Genomic DNA, 17,689 nt, shown 5'->3' on the forward strand with positions numbered 1-17,689 from the left:
GTGTCGCTTGCCTTGTTTTACCGGGTACGAAACTTCCTTGAAACATAAATGAGCAGAATGACCGCAATGACACTTGCAGCTATTTTCCACTCCCACTCCATATTGATAATCTGATATACCGAAAAGCCTTCAATCAGGATGGCCGGTATTTTTCCAAGGGTACTGGCAAGGAAAAACGTGAGAAAAGCGGTTTTTCCAATGGAAGCAATGAAAGTGACAAGACCTGAAGGGACAAAAGGAAGAATTCTAAGAGCGAGGATCAGCGAAAATGCTTCCTTGCCGTCTGCTTCCAATAGTTTCTGTACTTTGGGATGTGACAGGCCGCGCATATCCTTTAGCCTTCGAAATCCTTTTCTGTAGAGGATGAAGGCCACGGCGGCCCCAACGGCCTCACCTGCAAAAGATACGGCGATTCCTCTCCATAAACCAAATACCGCCAGATTCGCGGCAGTCAGAAAAACACTGGGAACCACGCCAAGCAGGCTGATGATAATGTTGATAAGAATACTTAGCACCAAAGCTATATGTGTATAGGATTCAAATAAATCAATGATTATTTCTTTCATACTAAATAGGCTTTCCTTCCTTATAAGGCTGTTTTGTAAACTTTGTGGCTTTTTTGATGAAAATTACTATAATAGTACAACCGAATGTAATATATGTTAATTCCGGAGGGGAAAGTATGGCAGGCTTTAAAGTTTTTATCTTTATTTTATTGGTAATCAGCATTTTATTTACAGCTGCATCCAAAATTCTAAAAAATTCAATACAGAAAGACAAGTACCTGAAAACAGGCTTTACAGCTCTAATAATAATCAGCATAGCCATTGTAATGATTAGTTTGTGTGTAGGCGGCTGGAGCGGTATGGGATATGGATTTATTGGAGTTTGCATTTTTATTGGAACCATTTTAATCGGAATTGTAAATTGGCTTATGAATTCTATTCGGACTCGAAATAAATAGCCGTATATTTATCCTATAGCCACTCTATTGCTGTGGCTAAAAAGAAATTCCAATTCGAAGACTGCCTATATAATGAAACAGAGGGACAAAAAATGCCCCTCTGTCCTATTATTTCTGTTCTGCTTCCCACTTGGCAACTTCCTCACGCACAATCGGCGCGACTTCCCTGCCGAGCAATTCAATGCTTTTCATAACATCTTCATGCGGCATGCTGCCGACTGGCACATGGTGCATGAAGCGGGTAATCCCGACGTTCTTTCGAAGATCGATGATTTTTTTAGCAACCGTTTCCGGATTTCCTACGTACAAGGCGCCTTCGAAGCTTCTTGCGGCGTCAAAGGCTGCGCGGTCATAGTGGCCCCAGCCCCTTTCCCTGCCGAGGACGTTCATGGCCTGCTGGGTCGGCGGGAAGAACTTGTCTGCTGCCTCTTCGGTGCTTTCGGCCACGAATCCGTGCGAATGGGACGCTACCTGGAGCTTTGAAATATCATGGCCGGCCTGTGCTGCAGCCCTGTAATACAGCTGTACTAGCGGGGCAAACTGCACCGGACGGCCGCCGATGATTGCGAGGACAAGCGGCAGTCCCAGGAGCCCGGCACGGATGACGGAATCGCTGCTGCCTCCGCTGCCGATCCAGATCGGCAATGGATCCTGAACCGGACGCGGGTACACGCCAAGATTCTCAATCGCGGGACGGTGATTTCCTGCCCAGGTCACTTTTTCAGACTTTTGCAGTGCCAGGAGCAAGCCCAGCTTTTCGTCAAAAAGCTCATTATAATCCTGAAGGTCATAGCCGAAGAGCGGAAATGATTCAATGAATGAACCGCGTCCGGCCATGATCTCGGCCCGGCCATTGGAAATGCCGTCAAGGGTGGCAAAGTCCTGGAAAACCCGGACAGGATCGGCCGACGACAGGACGGTGACAGCGCTCGTCAGGCGAATCCGCTTCGTCTGCGGTGCTGCTGCGGCCAGTACGACTGCTGGCGAAGACGCGGCATAGTCCTTCCTGTGGTGCTCGCCGACGCCGAAAACATCCAGCCCTACTTCATCAGCCAGGATGATTTCCTCCACAACCTCGCGCAGCCGCTGGGCATGGCTCGCGGTTTCTCCCGTCTTTACGTCAGGGGTCGTTTCCACAAATGTACTGATTCCGATTTCCATTTTCATCTCTCCCTGAATCGTTTAGTCTCTATCTAATAAGGCGGCCCCGGCGATGCCTGGGTGTGTCATTTCATACGGATCCAGGATCAGGTCCAGTTCTTCTTCTGTCAGAACATCATACTGCAGGCACAGTTCCCTGACTGGAGCGCCGTTCAGGATGGCTTCCCTGGCAATCCGGGCAGCTACTTCATAGCCGATATGCGGGTTGACTGCCGTAATGATGCCGACGCTTTTTTCTACATATTGTTTCATCCGGTCTTCATTCGCTTCGATACCTTGGACACAATGCTCGGTGAATGATTTGAATGCATTGGTCATGATGGTGATTGACTGCAGCAGGTTGAAGATCAGCACCGGCTCCATGACATTCAGCTCCAGCTGGCCAGCTTCAGAAGCAAGCGAAATTGTATGGTCGTTGCCGATGACCTGGAATGCAGTCTGGTTGATCAGCTCCGGCATGACCGGATTGACCTTTCCTGGCATGATGGATGAACCCGGCTGCCTTGCCGGCAGTGAGATTTCCCCAAGTCCTGCTCTAGGGCCGGAAGCCATCAGGCGCAGGTCATTCGCAATTTTAGACATATTGATCATACAGATTTTCAGCGCACTGGAGACTTCTGTATAAGAATCCGTATTCTGAGTGGCATCCACAAGATGCTCCGCCCCCTTGAACGGAAGCCCGCTGATATCTGCCAGATATTCAACCACTAATTCGATATAGCGGGGCTGTGCGTTCAAGCCTGTGCCGACTGCCGTCGCTCCCATATTCAGCTCATACAAATGCTGCCTGGATTGCCTGATGCGCTTGATATCGCGTTCAATCACGCGGCTGTATGCTTCAAATTCCTGGCCAAGCCTGATCGGCACAGCATCCTGCAGGTGGGTCCGGCCCATTTTGATCACATGGTTAAACTGATCAGCTTTAGCCATGAAGGCTGTGTGCATATTCTCCATGGCTGCAATCAGCTGTTCAAGCACCCTCAGGATGGAAATATGCATGGCTGTCGGGAATGAATCGTTCGTAGACTGTGACATATTCACATGAGTGTTCGGGCTGCAGTAAGGGTAATCTCCTTTTTCCCGGCCCATGATCTCAAGTGCACGGTTTGCCAGCACTTCATTCATGTTCATGTTAAAAGAAGTCCCCGCTCCCCCCTGGATCGGATCGACGATCACCTGATCATGCCAGTTGCCGGCAAGCATTTCATCTGCCGCCTGGACAACCGCATCGCCGATTCCGGAGTAAAGGGCCTTAACCTCCACATTCGCCATTGCCGCTGCCTTTTTCACCATCGCCATCGCTTTGATCAGCTCAGGATGGATCCGGTAGCCGGTAATCGGGAAATTCTCCACCGCGCGCAGTGTCTGGATCCCGTAGTAGGCATGTGCAGGGACCTCTTTTGATCCCAAAAAATCCTTCTCTATTCGAAAACCGTTTGTCTTGACTGACATCGTTGCCTCATTCCTCTTCTTTTCGCTATTTGATTTTCAGATGTTATATCTTATTGCTAATCCCACTCTATTGTAAATGACTTCGGTCCAATATTCATCTTTATTATCTGTTTTAGGATAGCCTTTTTCGGCGCGGTTCAGCAGGTTATTTCCTTCCAGTGTGGAGGGGGTTAATTGCAGGTGTAATGGCGGCATACTATGCAGAATGGAGCAGTTCCCCGGGGTAGGGTAGAAAATGGCTTGATTGCTTGTAGGATACGGGGGTGGGAGCTTTTTACCGGATTATCATTTACCATCTCTGAATAAAGCGTTCGAAGCTTTTGTCTGATGCTCTGAGTGCCCCTTATGCTCTCTTTGCATTCATCCAGAGGTCCATTAATCACTCTGACTTTCTTCAAAAAACCAAGCTCAAAACTGCTGCTGCATAAACAACAGAGATAATGATAATAAAAATAAGTGACATGCCTCTCGCATAACGGATTGCAGCTTCTGACACTTCCGGCTCTTCTTTATACTTCCATCTGTTGCCCCACAAATGGCTTTCTTTCGGATTTAAATATGCCCATATAACAACGACATACAATGGAAGCAGCATTAGCATCACAAGCAATTGCATCAAGTTTTCCTCCCCATGATAGGTCCTTTCCTTTCTTTACGTTTCATTATGCTAAAAAGTTCCAATCAATAGCCACCCTTAATATTTTACCTTTATTTTGAAAAAAAGTTAGGATTTGTTCCACGTGAAACATTGTCAGAAACTTTCGAACAATCATGAACCAACCCGCATTCATGGAGCTCAGCCAATATGCTATACTTGAGAAAAAATGGGTAAGAGAGAAGGAATGTTTTATGGAAAAGCTGAATCCTAAAGCCAATATGGATCCAGCCAAACAGTATTTATTCATTGCGGGGATTATTCTTGTTGCGTTTAATCTCCGGCCTGCGATCACCTCTTTAGGGCCTCTGGTGGGAATCATCCAGGATGATGTCGGCCTGGCGCACTGGAGTGCAGGGCTGCTGATGAGCCTGCCGCTCCTGGTCTTTGCGTTCATGTCTCCCCTGGTGCCAAAGATTGCTTTGCGCCTGACCAATGAGCGGACTCTTCTGATTGGGCTGCTGTCCCTTTTCACCGGCATTGCTATCCGCTCTATTCCAATGGCCTTTTTTCTTTTCGCCGGGACCTTTCTGGCCGGATTAGGCATCGCTATCGGCAATGTCCTTCTGCCGGCAGTCGTGAAGGATAAATTTCCGAATAAGTTCGGCTTGATGACAAGTGTGTATTCAACTTCTATGGGTTTAATTGCTTCGCTTGCATCCGGAGTAAGCGTTCCCCTGGCACTCGATGCTGATCTTGGATGGCAGGGCGCCCAGGCGGTATGGGCCATTCCGGTTATTGCAGCATTCACTGTGTGGCTTTTCCTTTTCAGATCCCACCAAAGCAATCCTGGTACAGTCATGCCAAATCCCGGAACAGCTTCCGGGCAAATGTGGAGGACACCTCTAGCCTGGCAGCTCGCGCTTTTCATGGGATTCCAGTCTTCCCTGTTTTATGTCACGATCTCCTGGCTTCCGGAAATCCTGCACAGCCACGGAATCAGCATTGCAACGGCAGGATGGCTGCTGTCTTTCACACAGCTTGTAGGACTGCCGGCGAGCTTTTTCATCCCTGTTCTTGCAGGCAAATATCAATCACAGATCTGGATCGCCTTCGCACTCAGCCTTTGTGCGATAGCCGGCTACTGCGGACTGCTGATCGGTTCCACCTACCCGCTCTTGATCATCAGCATTATCCTGATCGGAGTCGCACTTGGCGGCAGCTTCCCGCTCGCCCTCAGCTATATAGGCCTGCGGGCCAGAAATGGCAGGCAGGCTGCTGAGTTATCGGGCATGGCGCAATCGACCGGCTATATCCTTGCCTCCATCGGACCGCTTTTCATCGGGTATTTATTTGACCTGACACATTCATGGACATTGCCGCTCATCATGCTGATCGGAATTTCTGCCATCGTGATGGTGTTTGGGATGCTTTCCGGGCGGAATCGGTTTGTATCATGAGAAATATGGAATAAGTAATGGGGATTGTTTCAAACTGCCTAAGAGAAATAAAGTTTTAATATACATACATCTGAGATTGAGGGGGATTATATGGATAGTTTGATTGTCGATTTGTATAAAAATTGTAAAGCAAATAATGGGGGGCATATTTGCTACCTCTATAATAATGAAGAAAACTATATCACCAATGCAGTTTCTTTTATTGTGGCAGGCATAAAAAACGGTGATTATATTCTTCTACTTGAAAATGACCGGCATATACGCCAGATCAAAAACCGGCTTGAAAAGGAATTAACCGCCGAAGAATTATCGTACTTACAAGTTATAAATAATTTTGATTTTTACTATACCCACGGTAATTTCCATCCGGAGACAGTTGTCAATCAATTTATAAAAAACACTGAAACCCAACTGCAAAAAAGTGCCTCAATCAGTACCTGGGGACTTATTGAATGGCGGGAAGACCAGGAAAGCTGCGACAGCATAGCAAAATATGAGCAGGAACTTCATAAACACCTAAAAGGTAAAGGAATCGTATCTGTTTGTGTTTATAATGAGGAGCGAGTAACCAGTTCCTTCCAGAAAATACTGCAGGATTGCCATGGGGTAATTATGAATGATAAAGAAGTGATTCATATATCCCAATGAGGGATACATCATACACGTATTTATAAAACTCGCTTCCCTGGCACGCAGGAAGCGAGTTTTTTACTGTCTCCCTCATCTTATCTACCAATAAACTGGCCGATTTTCAAATTCAGAACTATATGATACACTAATTTTATTGAATTTTCAGACTAAAAAACAGGGATGTGGAAGCCAAATGCTTCAAAATGCACAAACAGTTTATTCACCGCCCAAGCATATCGTTTCAGCTGCCACAATTGTCGTCAATGAACATAATCATGTCCTGTTGATCAGGGGCCCGAGAAGAGGCTGGGAAATGCCTGGCGGACAAGTTGAAGAAGGCGAATCCTTGAAGGAGGCAGCCATCAGGGAAACGAGAGAGGAAACTGGCATTGATGTGGAAATACTGAAATTCTGCGGTTTATTCCAAAACGTCAGCCGCTCCATATGCAACACGCTGTTTTTGGCGCGGCCAGTCGGAGGAAAATTAACGACTTCGCCAGAAAGCCTGGAAGTCGGCTTTTTTCCGATAGAGCAGGCCTTGGAAATGGTGGACTTTTTGAACTTCAAACAACGGATTGAGTACTGCCTTGATGAGAAATTGCAGCCATTTTATATTGAATTTTAAAAAGGAAAGACTCCACCGCTTTGATGGAGTCCTTCCTCTTCCAACGCGTGAAGTAAATGGATCACGCTGATTCCGTTCCGGCATATAAATCAGAAGGGATGATACTATCTTCGGTCATAACGAATTCATGGCATTTCATTAGCGCAGTATGAAGGGATTCAGGAACCCTTTCGTGATCATATGCACAAACGAGCATCAAGGAATTTTCTTTCACCAGCCTGTCAGCTTCATTCTCAAACTCCTCCAGGATTTCCAGGATACCCTCCTGATCGCGCCACTCGACATGCGCCCAGGTTCTGAAGGAAATATTATGCTCATTATAGGGTTTCAGGACATTATCAAGATATTCGAATATGTACGGCGGATTAAAACTGCCGCTTGAGAAGTAATAATCAAAATTATTAATATGAAGAACCTGGCCAAATTGTTCAGTATGCAAAAGCGGCTTCAGCTTCTCTTTCAGCAGCGAGAAAATCCGGTCATTCTCGATCAGAATAATATGGTCCCCCTGCTCGATGCCGGCGACAATATAATCTGCCAGCGAGTTCAGATAATGATCCTGCTGGTGGGAAGAATAAAATATATGAGCATCTTTCCTGGCCGACGTTAGTTCCACAATTCTTTCTTTCATCTGTATAACCCCTTTTCCTGACTGCTTAACCAAAGCATAACATACCGCTATTTTATAATACAAAAATTTGCAATCTTATTAATCGGGGGTTAAATAATGAATCATTCTCAAAGGAAAATCGCCCTTGTTACAGGTGCGAGCAGCCAAAATGAAATTGGGGCAGCAATTTGCCGCAAGCTGGCTTCACAAAAAATTGATATCTTTTTTACACACTATCATTCTGACGCTGAGTGGATCAAACAATTCCAAAAGGAAATTGCCGATAGTGGTGTACACTGCGAGGCAATGATGGCCGATTTATCGGATGTTAATGCGGCATTTGCCATATTTGAAGAGATTATATGCAAATTGGGGCGGCCTTCTATCTTGGTTAATAATGCCGCACACTCTGTAAATACTGATTTCGAAAAGTTAGATGCCAGCAGTCTTGACCTTCATTACGCGGTTAATATGAGGTCTGCCTTCCTCCTTTGTGCTGAATTCGCCCGCCGGTTTAAAGGATCTGATTCACCATCAGGCAGAATCATCAATATTACATCCGGACAGGATTTAGGGCCGATGCCTGGTGAGCTGGCCTATGCAGCGACCAAAGGCGCCATTTCTGCCTTTACGAGATCATTAGCGCAAGAGCTTGCACCACTTGGGATTACCGTCAATGCTGTCAATCCAGGTCCAACCGACTCGACGTGGATGACAGATGACATACGGAATGTTCTCCTGCCGAAATTTCCGATGGGACGGATTGGCACACCAGATGACGCAGCACAGCTTATCGCCTTTCTGGCAAGCGAAGACGCTGGATGGATAACCGGACAGATCATCCATTCGGAAGGCGGGTTCATTCGGGGATGATTCTGCAGCGCCTGCCCACTTCCATTTACGATAATATAACAGGGACTGACACCTCCCGCTCTTAAAAGGAATAATCTTGAATAATCTAACGTAAATTGCCTTTTAGGAGCGATGTGTATGTACTATCTTAATCACCCTTACTATAACCGTTTCATCAACGGCTATAGGCATGATGTGCGATATTCTTATTCACATCCTGCTGCCAGGGAAAAATCTTTTTCCCAAGAAGAAGCAGCTGCAATCGCTTTACTGCTCGGGATTGATTTTCATGCAAGCAGATTTGATCTGAATGAGTTTTGGGTCGGTGTGAATACAGAGCTGGAACACGGAAAAATTTCCAGCCAAACGAATGTGACAGGCGATGATCCTCTCCTCACAGGAAAAATCGCCCTTGCCCATCTCAATGAGTTTCCTGATTACTATAAGCGGTTAAAGGTGCTGGAGAAAGAAGCGAAGGCATATTGGAATAAGTGAGGTGTCTATCCTTGGGGCAAGGCACTTTTTCGAGTTTTATGAGAAGGAGGAGCTGTTTTCTTTTCAGTCTCCTATGAAAATTTGGCCAGCCCCCCTTATCTCACTTCCTTTTTTTATAAACAGCTAAAACAAGGATAATCACTGCGCTGAGCACAAAGCCGGCCAGAACACCCATTGGAAATTCCCCGTCTCCAAAATAGAGAATGAGCCCTCCGAGCAAAGCACCTGCTATAATAAATACCAATCGCATAGAAATAGTTTTCACCATACACCCTCCTTCATTATAAAAGGTGCCTGACTCTGCCAGCGCAGCTTATATGCGTTTAGAGTCAGGCACCTTTTTTAATGTTTATTCAATAATCCGGCCAACAATCCTTTACCCAAAGCACCTTTCCTGGCTCTTCCTTCATTTTTCCACCAGTAGGCCCTCTCCGGATTCTTAAGGACTTCCTTCACTTCGCTCTGATGCTCAACAACCGGTGCAGAACCGCGAAGCGATTTTCCTGCCGTCTCCCTGACAAACAGGGTGACGATGATGATGCCGAACAGGCACATGCCCATCAGGTAATAAGCTGGCACCATATTGTTGCCAGTGACGCTCACCAGCCATGCGACCAGCAGCGGTGTTGTTCCTCCGAACAGGGACGTTGCTGTATTATACGTGATAGCCAGTGCCCCGTAGCGCACTTTCGTATAAAACAGCGACGGCAGTGTTGCCGGCAGTGAGCCCTGCATAGTCGTCAGCAGCATTCCGAGGATCAGCAGCCCGAAGAAAGCGCCATAGGTGCTGCCGGAACGGACGAGCATGAACGCCGGGATGCTCAGAATAACAGCGCCAATCAAGCCCGCTTTCAGGACACGGTTCCGGCCAAACTTATCGCTTAAATGCCCCATCGCCAATACCAGCGGGATCATGACGGCCATGACCAGCACAAGCATCAAGAGCCCCTTTCCTTCACTGTATCCCAGCTCTTCAGACATATATGACGGCATATACGTAAGAACAGTATAGCTCATGACATTATAGAATATAACGATCGCCGTACAAGTCAGCAATGCTTTCCAGTGCTCTGCAAAAATCTCTTTTAGCGATGCACTTTCTTTCTTTTCTTTAATCGTTTCATTCATCGCCTCAAATGCCGGCGTTTCACCTAAATGATTACGGAAATAGAACCCGATGATTCCAAGCGGAGCGGCAATGAAGAACGGAATCCTCCACCCCCATGCCGTCATTGCCTCACTGCCAAGCATAAAGGTCAGCAGCGTAACGAGCCCGGCGCCGGCAATAAAGCCGACCAGTGTTCCAACCTCAAGGCCGCTGGCCATGAAGCTGCGCTTTTTATCAGGAGTCGTTTCGGTAATGTAGGTCATAGCCCCGGCGTATTCCCCGCCTGTAGAAAAACCTTGCACAAGCCTTGCCGATAATAGTAAAATCTGTGCGGTGATACCGATCGCTGCAAAGCCTGGGATCAAGCCGATGCTGAGCGTGGAAGCCGCCATCAGGATCATCGTAATGGCCAGCACATTCTTCCTGCCTATCCGGTCACCCAGGATCCCGAAGAACATCCCGCCGATAGGCCTTGCGATAAAGGCTACTGCAAAAGTAGCAAATGCATATATTAATTGAAAAGATGGGTCAATCTCTGGAAAAAACACCTTCCCCATCGTAACTGCTAAAAATGAATAAATACCAAAATCAAACCATTCCATCGCATTCCCGATGGAAGTGCCGATCATGGACTTCTTCGCCACCGAACTGTCCACAACGGCAATATCCTTTGCCTCTAGCGTCTCTTTCTGTTTCTTCACATTTCCCCCTCCTAAAACTGTCTAACTAACTAGCTTAGTAGGTTTTTTCCCTTTAATTGGGGGTTAAAACATAGGAATACTAGAAAACAGGTACGGCTGTCAGGATAAATTTTATAAAAAAAGAAAAAAGCCGCCTGTCCGGCAGCCGCAAAAACAAAATGATAAATGTCTCTTAAAGCTTCACCACTACCTCAGTGCCGTCCTTCAATTTCGTGTCAACAAGGGTAACCCCTCTGTAATCGGAAATGGCCTCCAGCAGCGGCTTCAGATCTTTTCTGTCAATTTCAGGGAAGACAAATTTGATTCCGTCTTTTTCAATGGCTTTATTGATGAAGCGTATCATCCTTTTGGATGTAATGACCAGGCCGGCCACGTTCAAAAGGGCATAAGGCACGGGAATGGAGAATTTTTTATCTTTTACTTTCACCTTGACCTTTAACATATCTACTCGATCACCACGAGCACTTTATCACCATTGGCTGAGATAATGTCAACGATTTGTCCGTCCAGTTCGTTTTCAATGGCTTCAATGAGCAGGTCGATATTGATATCCTTCACATATTTTGCTGCCTCAGGAATTCTTTCAGCGATATTGGTCCCTACTCTCAGGACTGCCTTGACCAGGTTGATCGGCAAGTTCACATTTACATTATCGCCTTCTTTAGAGTTCACGCGGATCTTCAGCATTTTATTTCCGTAAGGGACCTCTTTTTTCACTGTCATCAGCTCTGGCTGATCTTTGCCCTGCAGGACATTGATCAGCTCACTTGCCTTATCCTTGTCAATCTTTCCTTCCTCCACCAGCGTTAAGACCCTTGAGATTTCATCCTTCATGATCTATTCTCCCTCCTTTAATAACTGAATGGCTTTTTCTGCTGTAATTTCGCCTTTCTCAAGCATCGATACAATCTTTTTCTTATCCGGTTCGGGCTTCTTTTGGGTCGAGTATCCGAGCGCAGAGATAATGTCATCCAGCTTCCCTCTGACAGTCGGATAGGAGATGCCGAGCTCCTTTTCCACCTCTTTGATATTTCCGCGGCATTTAAGGAAAATCTCAATAAATTGCAGCTGTTCCTGACCGAGAGCCGCCAGTTTGGAAACCTCAAATTCATTTTCTACGGTGGTTTGGCAATGGCTGCATTGCAGCTTGGTGATCGTCAGCGCATTTGTGCAAACAGGACAATTAGTAAGTAAAGGATACGCCATACTGTTCTCCTCTCTTTCAGTTAATCACATCATACACCATATATTTGAATTATTAAATAAGAATTTAACATTTTTTATAATCATCAGGTTTATTATTCAACAATTGAATAATATGATTAAATAATTCAATATCATTAATAAATACATCAAGCGAAACTCAAACTGCATGGAGAATCTGTCTGCCACCTTCGGTCTACAAAAATCAAAAGAGGATATCCCTCATGGAATATCCTCTTTTTTGCTGAGTTTATATCTTAAATTGACCTGTAATCTTATTTAATTGTTCAGATTGCTGAGCCAGATATTCTGCACTTTCTAATATTTGCTCCATCAAACTTGATGTCTGTTCTGTGGAAGCAGTAGTTTCTTCAATACCCGCAGCTGCTTCTTCTGACACACTGGCGATACTTGAGATCGCCATGTTCATATGATTGCCTTTATCCGATAGTACTTCCAGGTCATTGGAGATGACAGCTACTCCATTTGCCATATTATCTATCAGAGCAGAGATTGTCTTAAATGTTTCCGATGTTTCTTTAATTTGCTGTGTTCCACTTTGTACAGCCTCAAAGCCAGTTGTCAAAGTGCTGCTTACATTAACCGCCTCATGCTGCACTTCATAAATGATGGAGGTGATATCTGATACACTGTGCTTCACATCTTCTGCCAGGTTTCTAACCTCAGCAGCCACAACAGCAAAGCCTTTGCCGGATTCACCGGCCCTCGCCGCTTCAATAGCAGCATTCAAGGCGAGCAGGTTCGTTTGTTCAGCAATTCCTGTAATGACATTTATCAGGTTAGTAATATTATTAACTTTTTCATTTAACCCTTTTACCCGATTAACAGACTGTTCGACAACTGCTTCAATCTCCATCATCTTTTGTTCAGACTGAATCATTAATTGGTTGCCTTTTTCTGTTGATGTTCTTACTTTTTCTGTTATGCCCCTTACTTCATTCCCAGCCTGATTCGTTTCTGCCATTCGCTGGATAAACCCGGTTACTGATTCAGCAAGGGCAGCCGAGTCCTGGGCCTGATCCTGCGCGCCGGATGCCAGCTCCTCCATCGTCTGCGCAATTTGAAAGCTTCCTTCTTTAACTTCGTTTGAGGAAGTCGCAAGCGACTTGCTCTGATCTGTTACAATTTCACTTGATTGTACCAAGCTATGCATAATGCTGCTTAATTGGCTGCTCATGCTGTTGGCAGCTTCCATGAGCTGAGCAATTTCGTCCTTTGACTTTGTTTCCAGGTCAGCAGATTGCAAGTCTCCGGAAGCAATTTGCTGCATCCGTCTCATCACAGCGTTTATTGGCTTGGTAATGGATTGAGCACTCCAGATGGATAAAACAATGGCCGTTATCGTGACGATAGCTGAAATGATAAGGACTGAAATATTCACTGTATCCAGCGTTTGCAGAACAGAATCTCCATTCTTCACAATCAGTCCTTCTCTATGAGTGGACAGTTTTTCAAATCCAGCCATAATTTCTCTTCCAAGAGGCTGTGCCCTCTCTTTCATTATTTGGCTGGCTTTATCTATATTCCCATTCTCTATTTCAGGAAAAATTTCATCAGTAACTATTGTTCTCCATTCCACACTTTTATTGATTAAAGCTTTCGCCTCTTCTGAAGCTCCTCTATTGAGGATTCCCTCTTGCAGGGACTTACTTTTCTCCGTATAAGTCATGAATGATTCTTTAAAGGATTTATCTTCCGGATAGAGCAAGTAGCCGCGGGCCAGTGCTATCCGCTGGGAAATATTAAAGGCCAGTTTTTCATCGGCAATTAACAATGGCACCTCATCTTCCACAATATTCTGAACGTTTTTGTTAGAATTAAGTATGGATAAGTAAGTAGTACCGCTTAATACTAGTATCATTGCCACAATGATCAGGTTAATCAACAGCAGCTTATGCTTGATGCTTTTCATTCGCTTCACCTCAGGGTCCTATGTTATGACAGTCTTCAAGACATATATCGTACGAGTCTTGTATACACTTCATATGTAAATAATTCCATATGCGCACAGTAAAGAGTTAGACACTCAGTGCGTTTCATAAAAAAAAAAGCCAATCATCCCTTTTTTGTTTTTTTAAAGGGTAATTGACTCTTTTTATTATCATCATTTTAGTAATTATAGTCTTGAAAAACACTTAATACATCACAAAAAAGTGCTACAGGAGGTATTATTCTTTAATGGGACTAAGCATTTCCCTTTTGCTCCATCAAATGCTGCTTAAAATCGAATGCAAAAGGAGTGGGACCGAGCTGAATATAATGATTGTATCTCCTGTATCCCTCATTCCTTTTACTTTTTCTCCATAACAGCAAAATAATTTTCTTCATGGTCTGCAAAGTTAAATACTTTGCCTGAAGGTGTGTCGACCATTTCGCCGACTTTGACATTTTTATTGGATAGCTCGCTGCGCAATTGCTGTATATCCTCCGAAAAAAACATTAAAGAGGGTGTATCAAGATTTAGTCCGGGAGACATTTTGGCAACGAATTCCTTATTGTGAAGGATGATGGTTGTTTCAGTACCCTCTTTTGGAGCGATTTCAATCCACCTCAGTCCCTGGCCATTATCTTCTTCAGCAACCACATTGAATCCAAGCTTTTCTGTCCAAAAATGTACAGACTCATCCTGATTATTAACATACAGCATAATCTGCCCAACTTTACTGATCATTGTACTTTCCACTCCCCTGCCTTTATACTCTACATCTTTAAATTTCGCTAGATGGAAAGGAAAATCCTCCCCCTTCCGCCAGCTTAACTAAATAAAAAGGCCGCTAATCCTCTGGGTGAACTGGCCTGCTATTTTTATTGAGATATACTTGTTTTACTATTTACTCCGAGAAAGTATAAGGCATCCTTAACATTAGTAAAAGTGATTATGTTGTTCAGATTAATGCCAAGTGTAACTGCCTCTGCAGCCAATTGGGGCCTGACACCAGTCAGAATACATGTTACCCCTAGTAATGTTAGTACATTGTTGATTTTAAAAAGGGAGTCAATCACTAAATGATCAATTCTATAGATGCCTGAACAATCTATAATCAAATGGCTGATTCCTTGCTTTTGAACATTGACCGGCACTAAATCCAGGAGTTGTTTTGCCCTATCAGGATTTACTGCGCCCAACAACGGCAGGACAGCAATCCCATCTAAGAGCGGGACAGCCTGGGACGCCAGTTCATTTATGTACATATTCATTTCGCGCCGGGCTATTTCCTGTTGTTTTTTCTCCGTGATATCTTTTACATACGTTTGGATGGCCATTGTCTCCCCTATCTTAATTGGGTGGCAATATAACTCAGCATCAACCGGGGTTCCATCCATCCTGTATATTGTTTCCTCGATAATCTCCGCTGGCTTACTATAAGCGCCGGATATTCTTTGGGTTATGGCGGGTTTAGAGGTTTCTTTGAAAATATCTAAGGGACTGGCCCCGATTACCTCATCCCTGGAGGCTCTAAAGAAATCCTCTGCTGCCTTATTAATATAAATGATTTTAAGCTGTGAATGGACAATCAGCGGATCTAGAGCATATTCAATTACTTCTTTGTAATCAATTCCTTCAATATTCTCACTCATTCTTTTCACTCCTTAATCTAAAGGGTAACCTAACAATTTGTTTTATAGAAGAGGAGTACCTCTGTTCATCAACAGGCTTTAACAGCAAATAAGCCTCCAGGAGGAGAAGGGACCTCTTTATTGCTGTATGCGATAGATCTATTTGATTCTATCTAAAAGGTCCCCCACTTGTTTTGCCATTTCCTTCGATGAATAAGGTATGCCGCTTTTAACCCGCATTCCACTACACCCACATAAGCATTGCAAAAAATCCAACCAACACCTATCGTTTTGGCCAAGATTCTTGCCTCTTGTTATGTCCACGTCTGTTTCCCAATATTATGCTGAACAACCCAGCTGCAGAAATAAGGAGCCCCCTGATAATTTAATTTAGCCACTGGTTAAGGTTTTTCTCTCCCATTTCAGTAATGAGTTTTACTGGTCCGCCTATTAACCTACTACCTGATTCGATTTCAGTCTGATAAAGTGCATACATATCTTCATTCTCAAGTGAATCAGCAGTATAATAAATGGATTCTCCTGTACTATCCCATTTGACACCATATATATCATCAAAAATGAGTGAGCCCGCAGGAGCCTGAAGCTCCTCATCCATACCAAAGTGATAAATATTTATTCGGGCTGAATCATTATATCCACCGATAAAGGCGATTATATTTTGGTCAGGAGCCCAGGCAATTCCACAGGATGATTGGTAGCCATTGTAGTCATACTTATAACCGATCGTTTCTGACACATTGACCTTTTCACCCTTTTCCAAGTCAACGACAAAAATTTTGACGCCGTTACCCATGACAACATCATAAGCTAAATACCGTTTATCATATGAAAAATGAAAACTTTGAATGCCGCTGTGATGTTCAGGTAAAGAAATCTCGAACTTTTTCTTGTTGCTGTCTATAATTAATTGATCATCTGCTACGGACAGCTGATAGTCCCCTTTTTGAACACGATTTTTAGTTTCTTGAAACTCAGCAATATCCGAATTTGAATAATATTGTATTTCCTTTTGATAGCATCCGTTTAATAGAATGGCCATGATCGCCATCAATATAGATTGCTTGGCTGTATTCTTCACCGGTCCCCCTCCTTTTCCTATCTTCTAATACGGAGCAACAGAGCACTATCGTTCCATGGTAACATCTATTTTTACTTAGTTGGGCGGTTATAAAGAAAAAGCTGCCGGATCGGCAGCTGAATATAGTGTCAGACTGGACTGGAAGCCAAAAATATTCAGGAATGGCGTTGAGGCAGTTTGCTGATGGACTCTAATTAACCATATGAGGCCACTTGGTAGAATATAATGAGAAGTCGGTAGATTATTGAGTAAATTGGTTAAATAAATCTCAAAGTTGGTAGATTATTAGGCCAATTAACCGAATTACCGGCTTAGACACCCTGGAAGGGCCTCATTTGGTCAGATTCCACCCTTTTTCATACCCCAATACCTTTTTATAGACCTTCCTGGCATTAAATTAGATTAACATAACAAAAAAACCACTGAACAGCCATGCTCACCTGGCTGTTCAGTGGTTTTCTCCTTTATCCGCGCCCAATGGCATCATTCAGCTTCTGGCGGTATTTATCCACCCAGGTTTTCTCATCCTTCACTAATTCATCACAGAAAGCAGCCACATTTTTGCCCGTCAGATCTGTGACCTTCTTGCCTTCCGCTGCCCCTTCCTCAAAGAGATCGAGGATGCCGGTGAAGATGCGGTTGGTGTCCTTCCATTCGGCCGGACCGCCTCCAGCTGTCCACATATATTTTTGGATTGCTTTATAAGCGTCAGCGTACTCGCTTGGAAGTGCCTTAGCGCGTGCCTCCATTGCTTTCCATTCCCGCTTGTCATCCAGGCTGCCGATGATTTTTTCAAAAATACTCATTTTGCATTCTCCTTTTTGATTGGGTTAGTTTTAAGTTCATCAATTTTCCCCGATACAAAATCCCATTTCCCCCAGAAGACCCTGAGTTTCTCCTGGCCTGCTGCGTTAAGGGTGTAAAACTTCCTCGGCGGTCCCAAAGTGGAAGGCTTCTTCTCTATGTCCACCAGGTTGTTTTTCTCCAGCCGCATGGTAATGGTATATACAGTACCTTCCACCACATCAGTAAAGCCGAGCTGACGGAGCTGCTGCGTGATTTCGTAACCGTAGGTTTCACCTCGGCTGATGATTTCAAGCACACAGCCTTCAAGAACTCCTTTCAGCATTTCCGTTATATTTTCCAAATGTCTTA

22 protein-coding genes are annotated in these 17,689 nt (G+C 44.5%); 6 read left to right on the forward strand and 16 right to left on the reverse strand.

All coding sequences use genetic code 11. The annotated features are described in order from the left end of the window. Positions 1-17 precede the first annotated feature (17 nt). Positions 18-566, reverse strand: a complete 549-nt coding sequence (locus AC4E8B_RS24250) for a TVP38/TMEM64 family protein (RefSeq protein ID WP_490216111.1) — start codon at positions 564-566, stop codon at positions 18-20. Positions 567-682: 116 nt separating this feature from the next. Here AC4E8B_RS24250 and AC4E8B_RS24255 point away from each other — a divergent pair, with 116 nt between their 5' ends. Continuing rightward, positions 683-964 (forward strand): YesK-like family protein, encoded by a 282-nt coding sequence (locus AC4E8B_RS24255; RefSeq protein ID WP_490216112.1) that lies wholly within the window; start codon positions 683-685, stop codon positions 962-964. A 108-nt stretch (positions 965-1,072) separates the two neighbouring features. Here AC4E8B_RS24255 and AC4E8B_RS24260 read toward each other — a convergent pair whose 3' ends face one another. From AC4E8B_RS24260 to AC4E8B_RS24270, 3 genes are all read right to left on the reverse strand, one after another. After that, a complete protein-coding gene (locus AC4E8B_RS24260; protein ID WP_490216113.1) occupies positions 1,073-2,125 on the reverse strand; it encodes an LLM class flavin-dependent oxidoreductase in 1,053 nt (350 codons plus the stop codon). 21 nt (positions 2,126-2,146) lie between these two features. Then, on the reverse strand, positions 2,147-3,577 hold the full coding sequence (gene aspA / locus AC4E8B_RS24265) for an aspartate ammonia-lyase (RefSeq protein ID WP_490216114.1): 1,431 nt from the start codon (positions 3,575-3,577) through the stop codon (positions 2,147-2,149). A gap of 394 nt (positions 3,578-3,971) precedes the next feature. Beyond that, positions 3,972-4,193, reverse strand: a complete 222-nt coding sequence (locus tag AC4E8B_RS24270) for a DUF6199 family natural product biosynthesis protein (RefSeq protein ID WP_490219878.1) — start codon at positions 4,191-4,193, stop codon at positions 3,972-3,974. 233 nt (positions 4,194-4,426) lie between these two features. Between AC4E8B_RS24270 and AC4E8B_RS24275 the strand changes: the two genes are divergently transcribed. The 3 genes from AC4E8B_RS24275 (at position 4,427) to AC4E8B_RS24285 (ending at position 6,887) form a co-directional block, all read left to right on the forward strand. Beyond that, the gene (locus AC4E8B_RS24275; protein WP_490219879.1) at positions 4,427-5,632 is read left to right on the forward strand and encodes a CynX/NimT family MFS transporter; all 1,206 of its coding nucleotides are present in this window, start codon (positions 4,427-4,429) and stop codon (positions 5,630-5,632) included. A gap of 90 nt (positions 5,633-5,722) precedes the next feature. Continuing rightward, on the forward strand, positions 5,723-6,280 hold the full coding sequence (locus AC4E8B_RS24280) for an MEDS domain-containing protein (protein ID WP_490216115.1): 558 nt from the start codon (positions 5,723-5,725) through the stop codon (positions 6,278-6,280). Positions 6,281-6,455: 175 nt separating this feature from the next. Continuing rightward, the gene (locus AC4E8B_RS24285; protein WP_490216116.1) at positions 6,456-6,887 is read left to right on the forward strand and encodes an NUDIX hydrolase; all 432 of its coding nucleotides are present in this window, start codon (positions 6,456-6,458) and stop codon (positions 6,885-6,887) included. A gap of 61 nt (positions 6,888-6,948) precedes the next feature. Here AC4E8B_RS24285 and AC4E8B_RS24290 read toward each other — a convergent pair whose 3' ends face one another. Then, positions 6,949-7,518 carry an MEDS domain-containing protein gene (locus AC4E8B_RS24290; RefSeq protein ID WP_490216117.1) on the reverse strand — a complete coding sequence of 190 codons (570 nt, stop codon included), beginning with the start codon at positions 7,516-7,518 and terminating at the stop codon, positions 6,949-6,951. Between the two features lie 96 nt (positions 7,519-7,614). Here AC4E8B_RS24290 and AC4E8B_RS24295 point away from each other — a divergent pair, with 96 nt between their 5' ends. Together AC4E8B_RS24295 and AC4E8B_RS24300 are read left to right on the forward strand one after the other, a co-directional pair. Beyond that, positions 7,615-8,370 (forward strand): SDR family oxidoreductase, encoded by a 756-nt coding sequence (locus tag AC4E8B_RS24295; RefSeq protein ID WP_490216118.1) that lies wholly within the window; start codon positions 7,615-7,617, stop codon positions 8,368-8,370. A 117-nt stretch (positions 8,371-8,487) separates the two neighbouring features. Then, positions 8,488-8,844 (forward strand): DUF5661 family protein, encoded by a 357-nt coding sequence (locus AC4E8B_RS24300; protein WP_490216119.1) that lies wholly within the window; start codon positions 8,488-8,490, stop codon positions 8,842-8,844. 100 nt (positions 8,845-8,944) lie between these two features. Here AC4E8B_RS24300 and AC4E8B_RS24305 read toward each other — a convergent pair whose 3' ends face one another. From AC4E8B_RS24305 to AC4E8B_RS24355, 11 genes are all read right to left on the reverse strand, one after another. After that, the gene (locus AC4E8B_RS24305) at positions 8,945-9,112 is read right to left on the reverse strand and encodes a hypothetical protein (protein WP_490216120.1); all 168 of its coding nucleotides are present in this window, start codon (positions 9,110-9,112) and stop codon (positions 8,945-8,947) included. 74 nt (positions 9,113-9,186) lie between these two features. After that, on the reverse strand, positions 9,187-10,596 hold the full coding sequence (locus AC4E8B_RS24310) for an MFS transporter (RefSeq protein WP_490219880.1): 1,410 nt from the start codon (positions 10,594-10,596) through the stop codon (positions 9,187-9,189). A gap of 229 nt (positions 10,597-10,825) precedes the next feature. After that, entirely contained in the window at positions 10,826-11,095 is a 270-nt protein-coding gene (locus tag AC4E8B_RS24315; protein ID WP_490216121.1) for a hypothetical protein, read from the reverse strand. A 2-nt stretch (positions 11,096-11,097) separates the two neighbouring features. Beyond that, the gene (locus AC4E8B_RS24320) at positions 11,098-11,487 is read right to left on the reverse strand and encodes an SHOCT-like domain-containing protein (protein WP_490216122.1); all 390 of its coding nucleotides are present in this window, start codon (positions 11,485-11,487) and stop codon (positions 11,098-11,100) included. Between the two features lie 3 nt (positions 11,488-11,490). After that, entirely contained in the window at positions 11,491-11,859 is a 369-nt protein-coding gene (locus AC4E8B_RS24325; protein WP_490216123.1) for a DUF2089 domain-containing protein, read from the reverse strand. A gap of 247 nt (positions 11,860-12,106) precedes the next feature. Beyond that, positions 12,107-13,789 (reverse strand): methyl-accepting chemotaxis protein, encoded by a 1,683-nt coding sequence (locus AC4E8B_RS24330; protein ID WP_490216124.1) that lies wholly within the window; start codon positions 13,787-13,789, stop codon positions 12,107-12,109. A gap of 378 nt (positions 13,790-14,167) precedes the next feature. Continuing rightward, positions 14,168-14,548, reverse strand: coding sequence for a VOC family protein (locus tag AC4E8B_RS24335; protein WP_490216125.1), 381 nt, complete (start codon positions 14,546-14,548; stop codon positions 14,168-14,170). 134 nt (positions 14,549-14,682) lie between these two features. Further along, the gene (locus AC4E8B_RS24340) at positions 14,683-15,456 is read right to left on the reverse strand and encodes a PAS domain S-box protein (protein WP_490216126.1); all 774 of its coding nucleotides are present in this window, start codon (positions 15,454-15,456) and stop codon (positions 14,683-14,685) included. A 364-nt stretch (positions 15,457-15,820) separates the two neighbouring features. After that, positions 15,821-16,534, reverse strand: a complete 714-nt coding sequence (locus AC4E8B_RS24345) for a hypothetical protein (RefSeq protein WP_490216127.1) — start codon at positions 16,532-16,534, stop codon at positions 15,821-15,823. Between the two features lie 464 nt (positions 16,535-16,998). After that, positions 16,999-17,340: a DUF1048 domain-containing protein gene (locus AC4E8B_RS24350; protein WP_490216128.1), complete on the reverse strand. Its 342-nt coding sequence runs from the start codon at positions 17,338-17,340 to the stop codon at positions 16,999-17,001. Continuing rightward, a complete protein-coding gene (locus AC4E8B_RS24355) occupies positions 17,337-17,681 on the reverse strand; it encodes a PadR family transcriptional regulator (RefSeq protein WP_490216129.1) in 345 nt (114 codons plus the stop codon). Before AC4E8B_RS24355 ends, AC4E8B_RS24350 begins: the two co-directional genes overlap by 4 nt. Positions 17,682-17,689 lie beyond the last annotated feature (8 nt).

It is taken from the genome of Bacillus sp. SRL543 (assembly GCF_984799205.1).

What these genes read in the sequence shown, in the direction of transcription:
- AC4E8B_RS24250 (WP_490216111.1), bottom strand. Translation starts at nt 566, where the DNA reads ATGAAAGAAATAATCATTGATTTATTTGAATCCTATACACATATAGCT.
- AC4E8B_RS24255 (WP_490216112.1), top strand. Translation starts at nt 683, where the DNA reads ATGGCAGGCTTTAAAGTTTTTATCTTTATTTTATTGGTAATCAGCATT.
- AC4E8B_RS24260 (WP_490216113.1), bottom strand. Translation starts at nt 2,125, where the DNA reads ATGGAAATCGGAATCAGTACATTTGTGGAAACGACCCCTGACGTAAAG.
- aspA (WP_490216114.1), bottom strand. Translation starts at nt 3,577, where the DNA reads ATGTCAGTCAAGACAAACGGTTTTCGAATAGAGAAGGATTTTTTGGGA.
- AC4E8B_RS24270 (WP_490219878.1), bottom strand. Translation starts at nt 4,193, where the DNA reads ATGCAATTGCTTGTGATGCTAATGCTGCTTCCATTGTATGTCGTTGTT.
- AC4E8B_RS24275 (WP_490219879.1), top strand. Translation starts at nt 4,427, where the DNA reads ATGGAAAAGCTGAATCCTAAAGCCAATATGGATCCAGCCAAACAGTAT.
- AC4E8B_RS24280 (WP_490216115.1), top strand. Translation starts at nt 5,723, where the DNA reads ATGGATAGTTTGATTGTCGATTTGTATAAAAATTGTAAAGCAAATAAT.
- AC4E8B_RS24285 (WP_490216116.1), top strand. Translation starts at nt 6,456, where the DNA reads ATGCTTCAAAATGCACAAACAGTTTATTCACCGCCCAAGCATATCGTT.
- AC4E8B_RS24290 (WP_490216117.1), bottom strand. Translation starts at nt 7,518, where the DNA reads ATGAAAGAAAGAATTGTGGAACTAACGTCGGCCAGGAAAGATGCTCAT.
- AC4E8B_RS24295 (WP_490216118.1), top strand. Translation starts at nt 7,615, where the DNA reads ATGAATCATTCTCAAAGGAAAATCGCCCTTGTTACAGGTGCGAGCAGC.
- AC4E8B_RS24300 (WP_490216119.1), top strand. Translation starts at nt 8,488, where the DNA reads ATGTACTATCTTAATCACCCTTACTATAACCGTTTCATCAACGGCTAT.
- AC4E8B_RS24305 (WP_490216120.1), bottom strand. Translation starts at nt 9,112, where the DNA reads ATGGTGAAAACTATTTCTATGCGATTGGTATTTATTATAGCAGGTGCT.
- AC4E8B_RS24315 (WP_490216121.1), bottom strand. Translation starts at nt 11,095, where the DNA reads ATGTTAAAGGTCAAGGTGAAAGTAAAAGATAAAAAATTCTCCATTCCC.
- AC4E8B_RS24320 (WP_490216122.1), bottom strand. Translation starts at nt 11,487, where the DNA reads ATGAAGGATGAAATCTCAAGGGTCTTAACGCTGGTGGAGGAAGGAAAG.
- AC4E8B_RS24325 (WP_490216123.1), bottom strand. Translation starts at nt 11,859, where the DNA reads ATGGCGTATCCTTTACTTACTAATTGTCCTGTTTGCACAAATGCGCTG.
- AC4E8B_RS24330 (WP_490216124.1), bottom strand. Translation starts at nt 13,789, where the DNA reads ATGAAAAGCATCAAGCATAAGCTGCTGTTGATTAACCTGATCATTGTG.
- AC4E8B_RS24335 (WP_490216125.1), bottom strand. Translation starts at nt 14,548, where the DNA reads ATGATCAGTAAAGTTGGGCAGATTATGCTGTATGTTAATAATCAGGAT.
- AC4E8B_RS24340 (WP_490216126.1), bottom strand. Translation starts at nt 15,456, where the DNA reads ATGAGTGAGAATATTGAAGGAATTGATTACAAAGAAGTAATTGAATAT.
- AC4E8B_RS24350 (WP_490216128.1), bottom strand. Translation starts at nt 17,340, where the DNA reads ATGAGTATTTTTGAAAAAATCATCGGCAGCCTGGATGACAAGCGGGAA.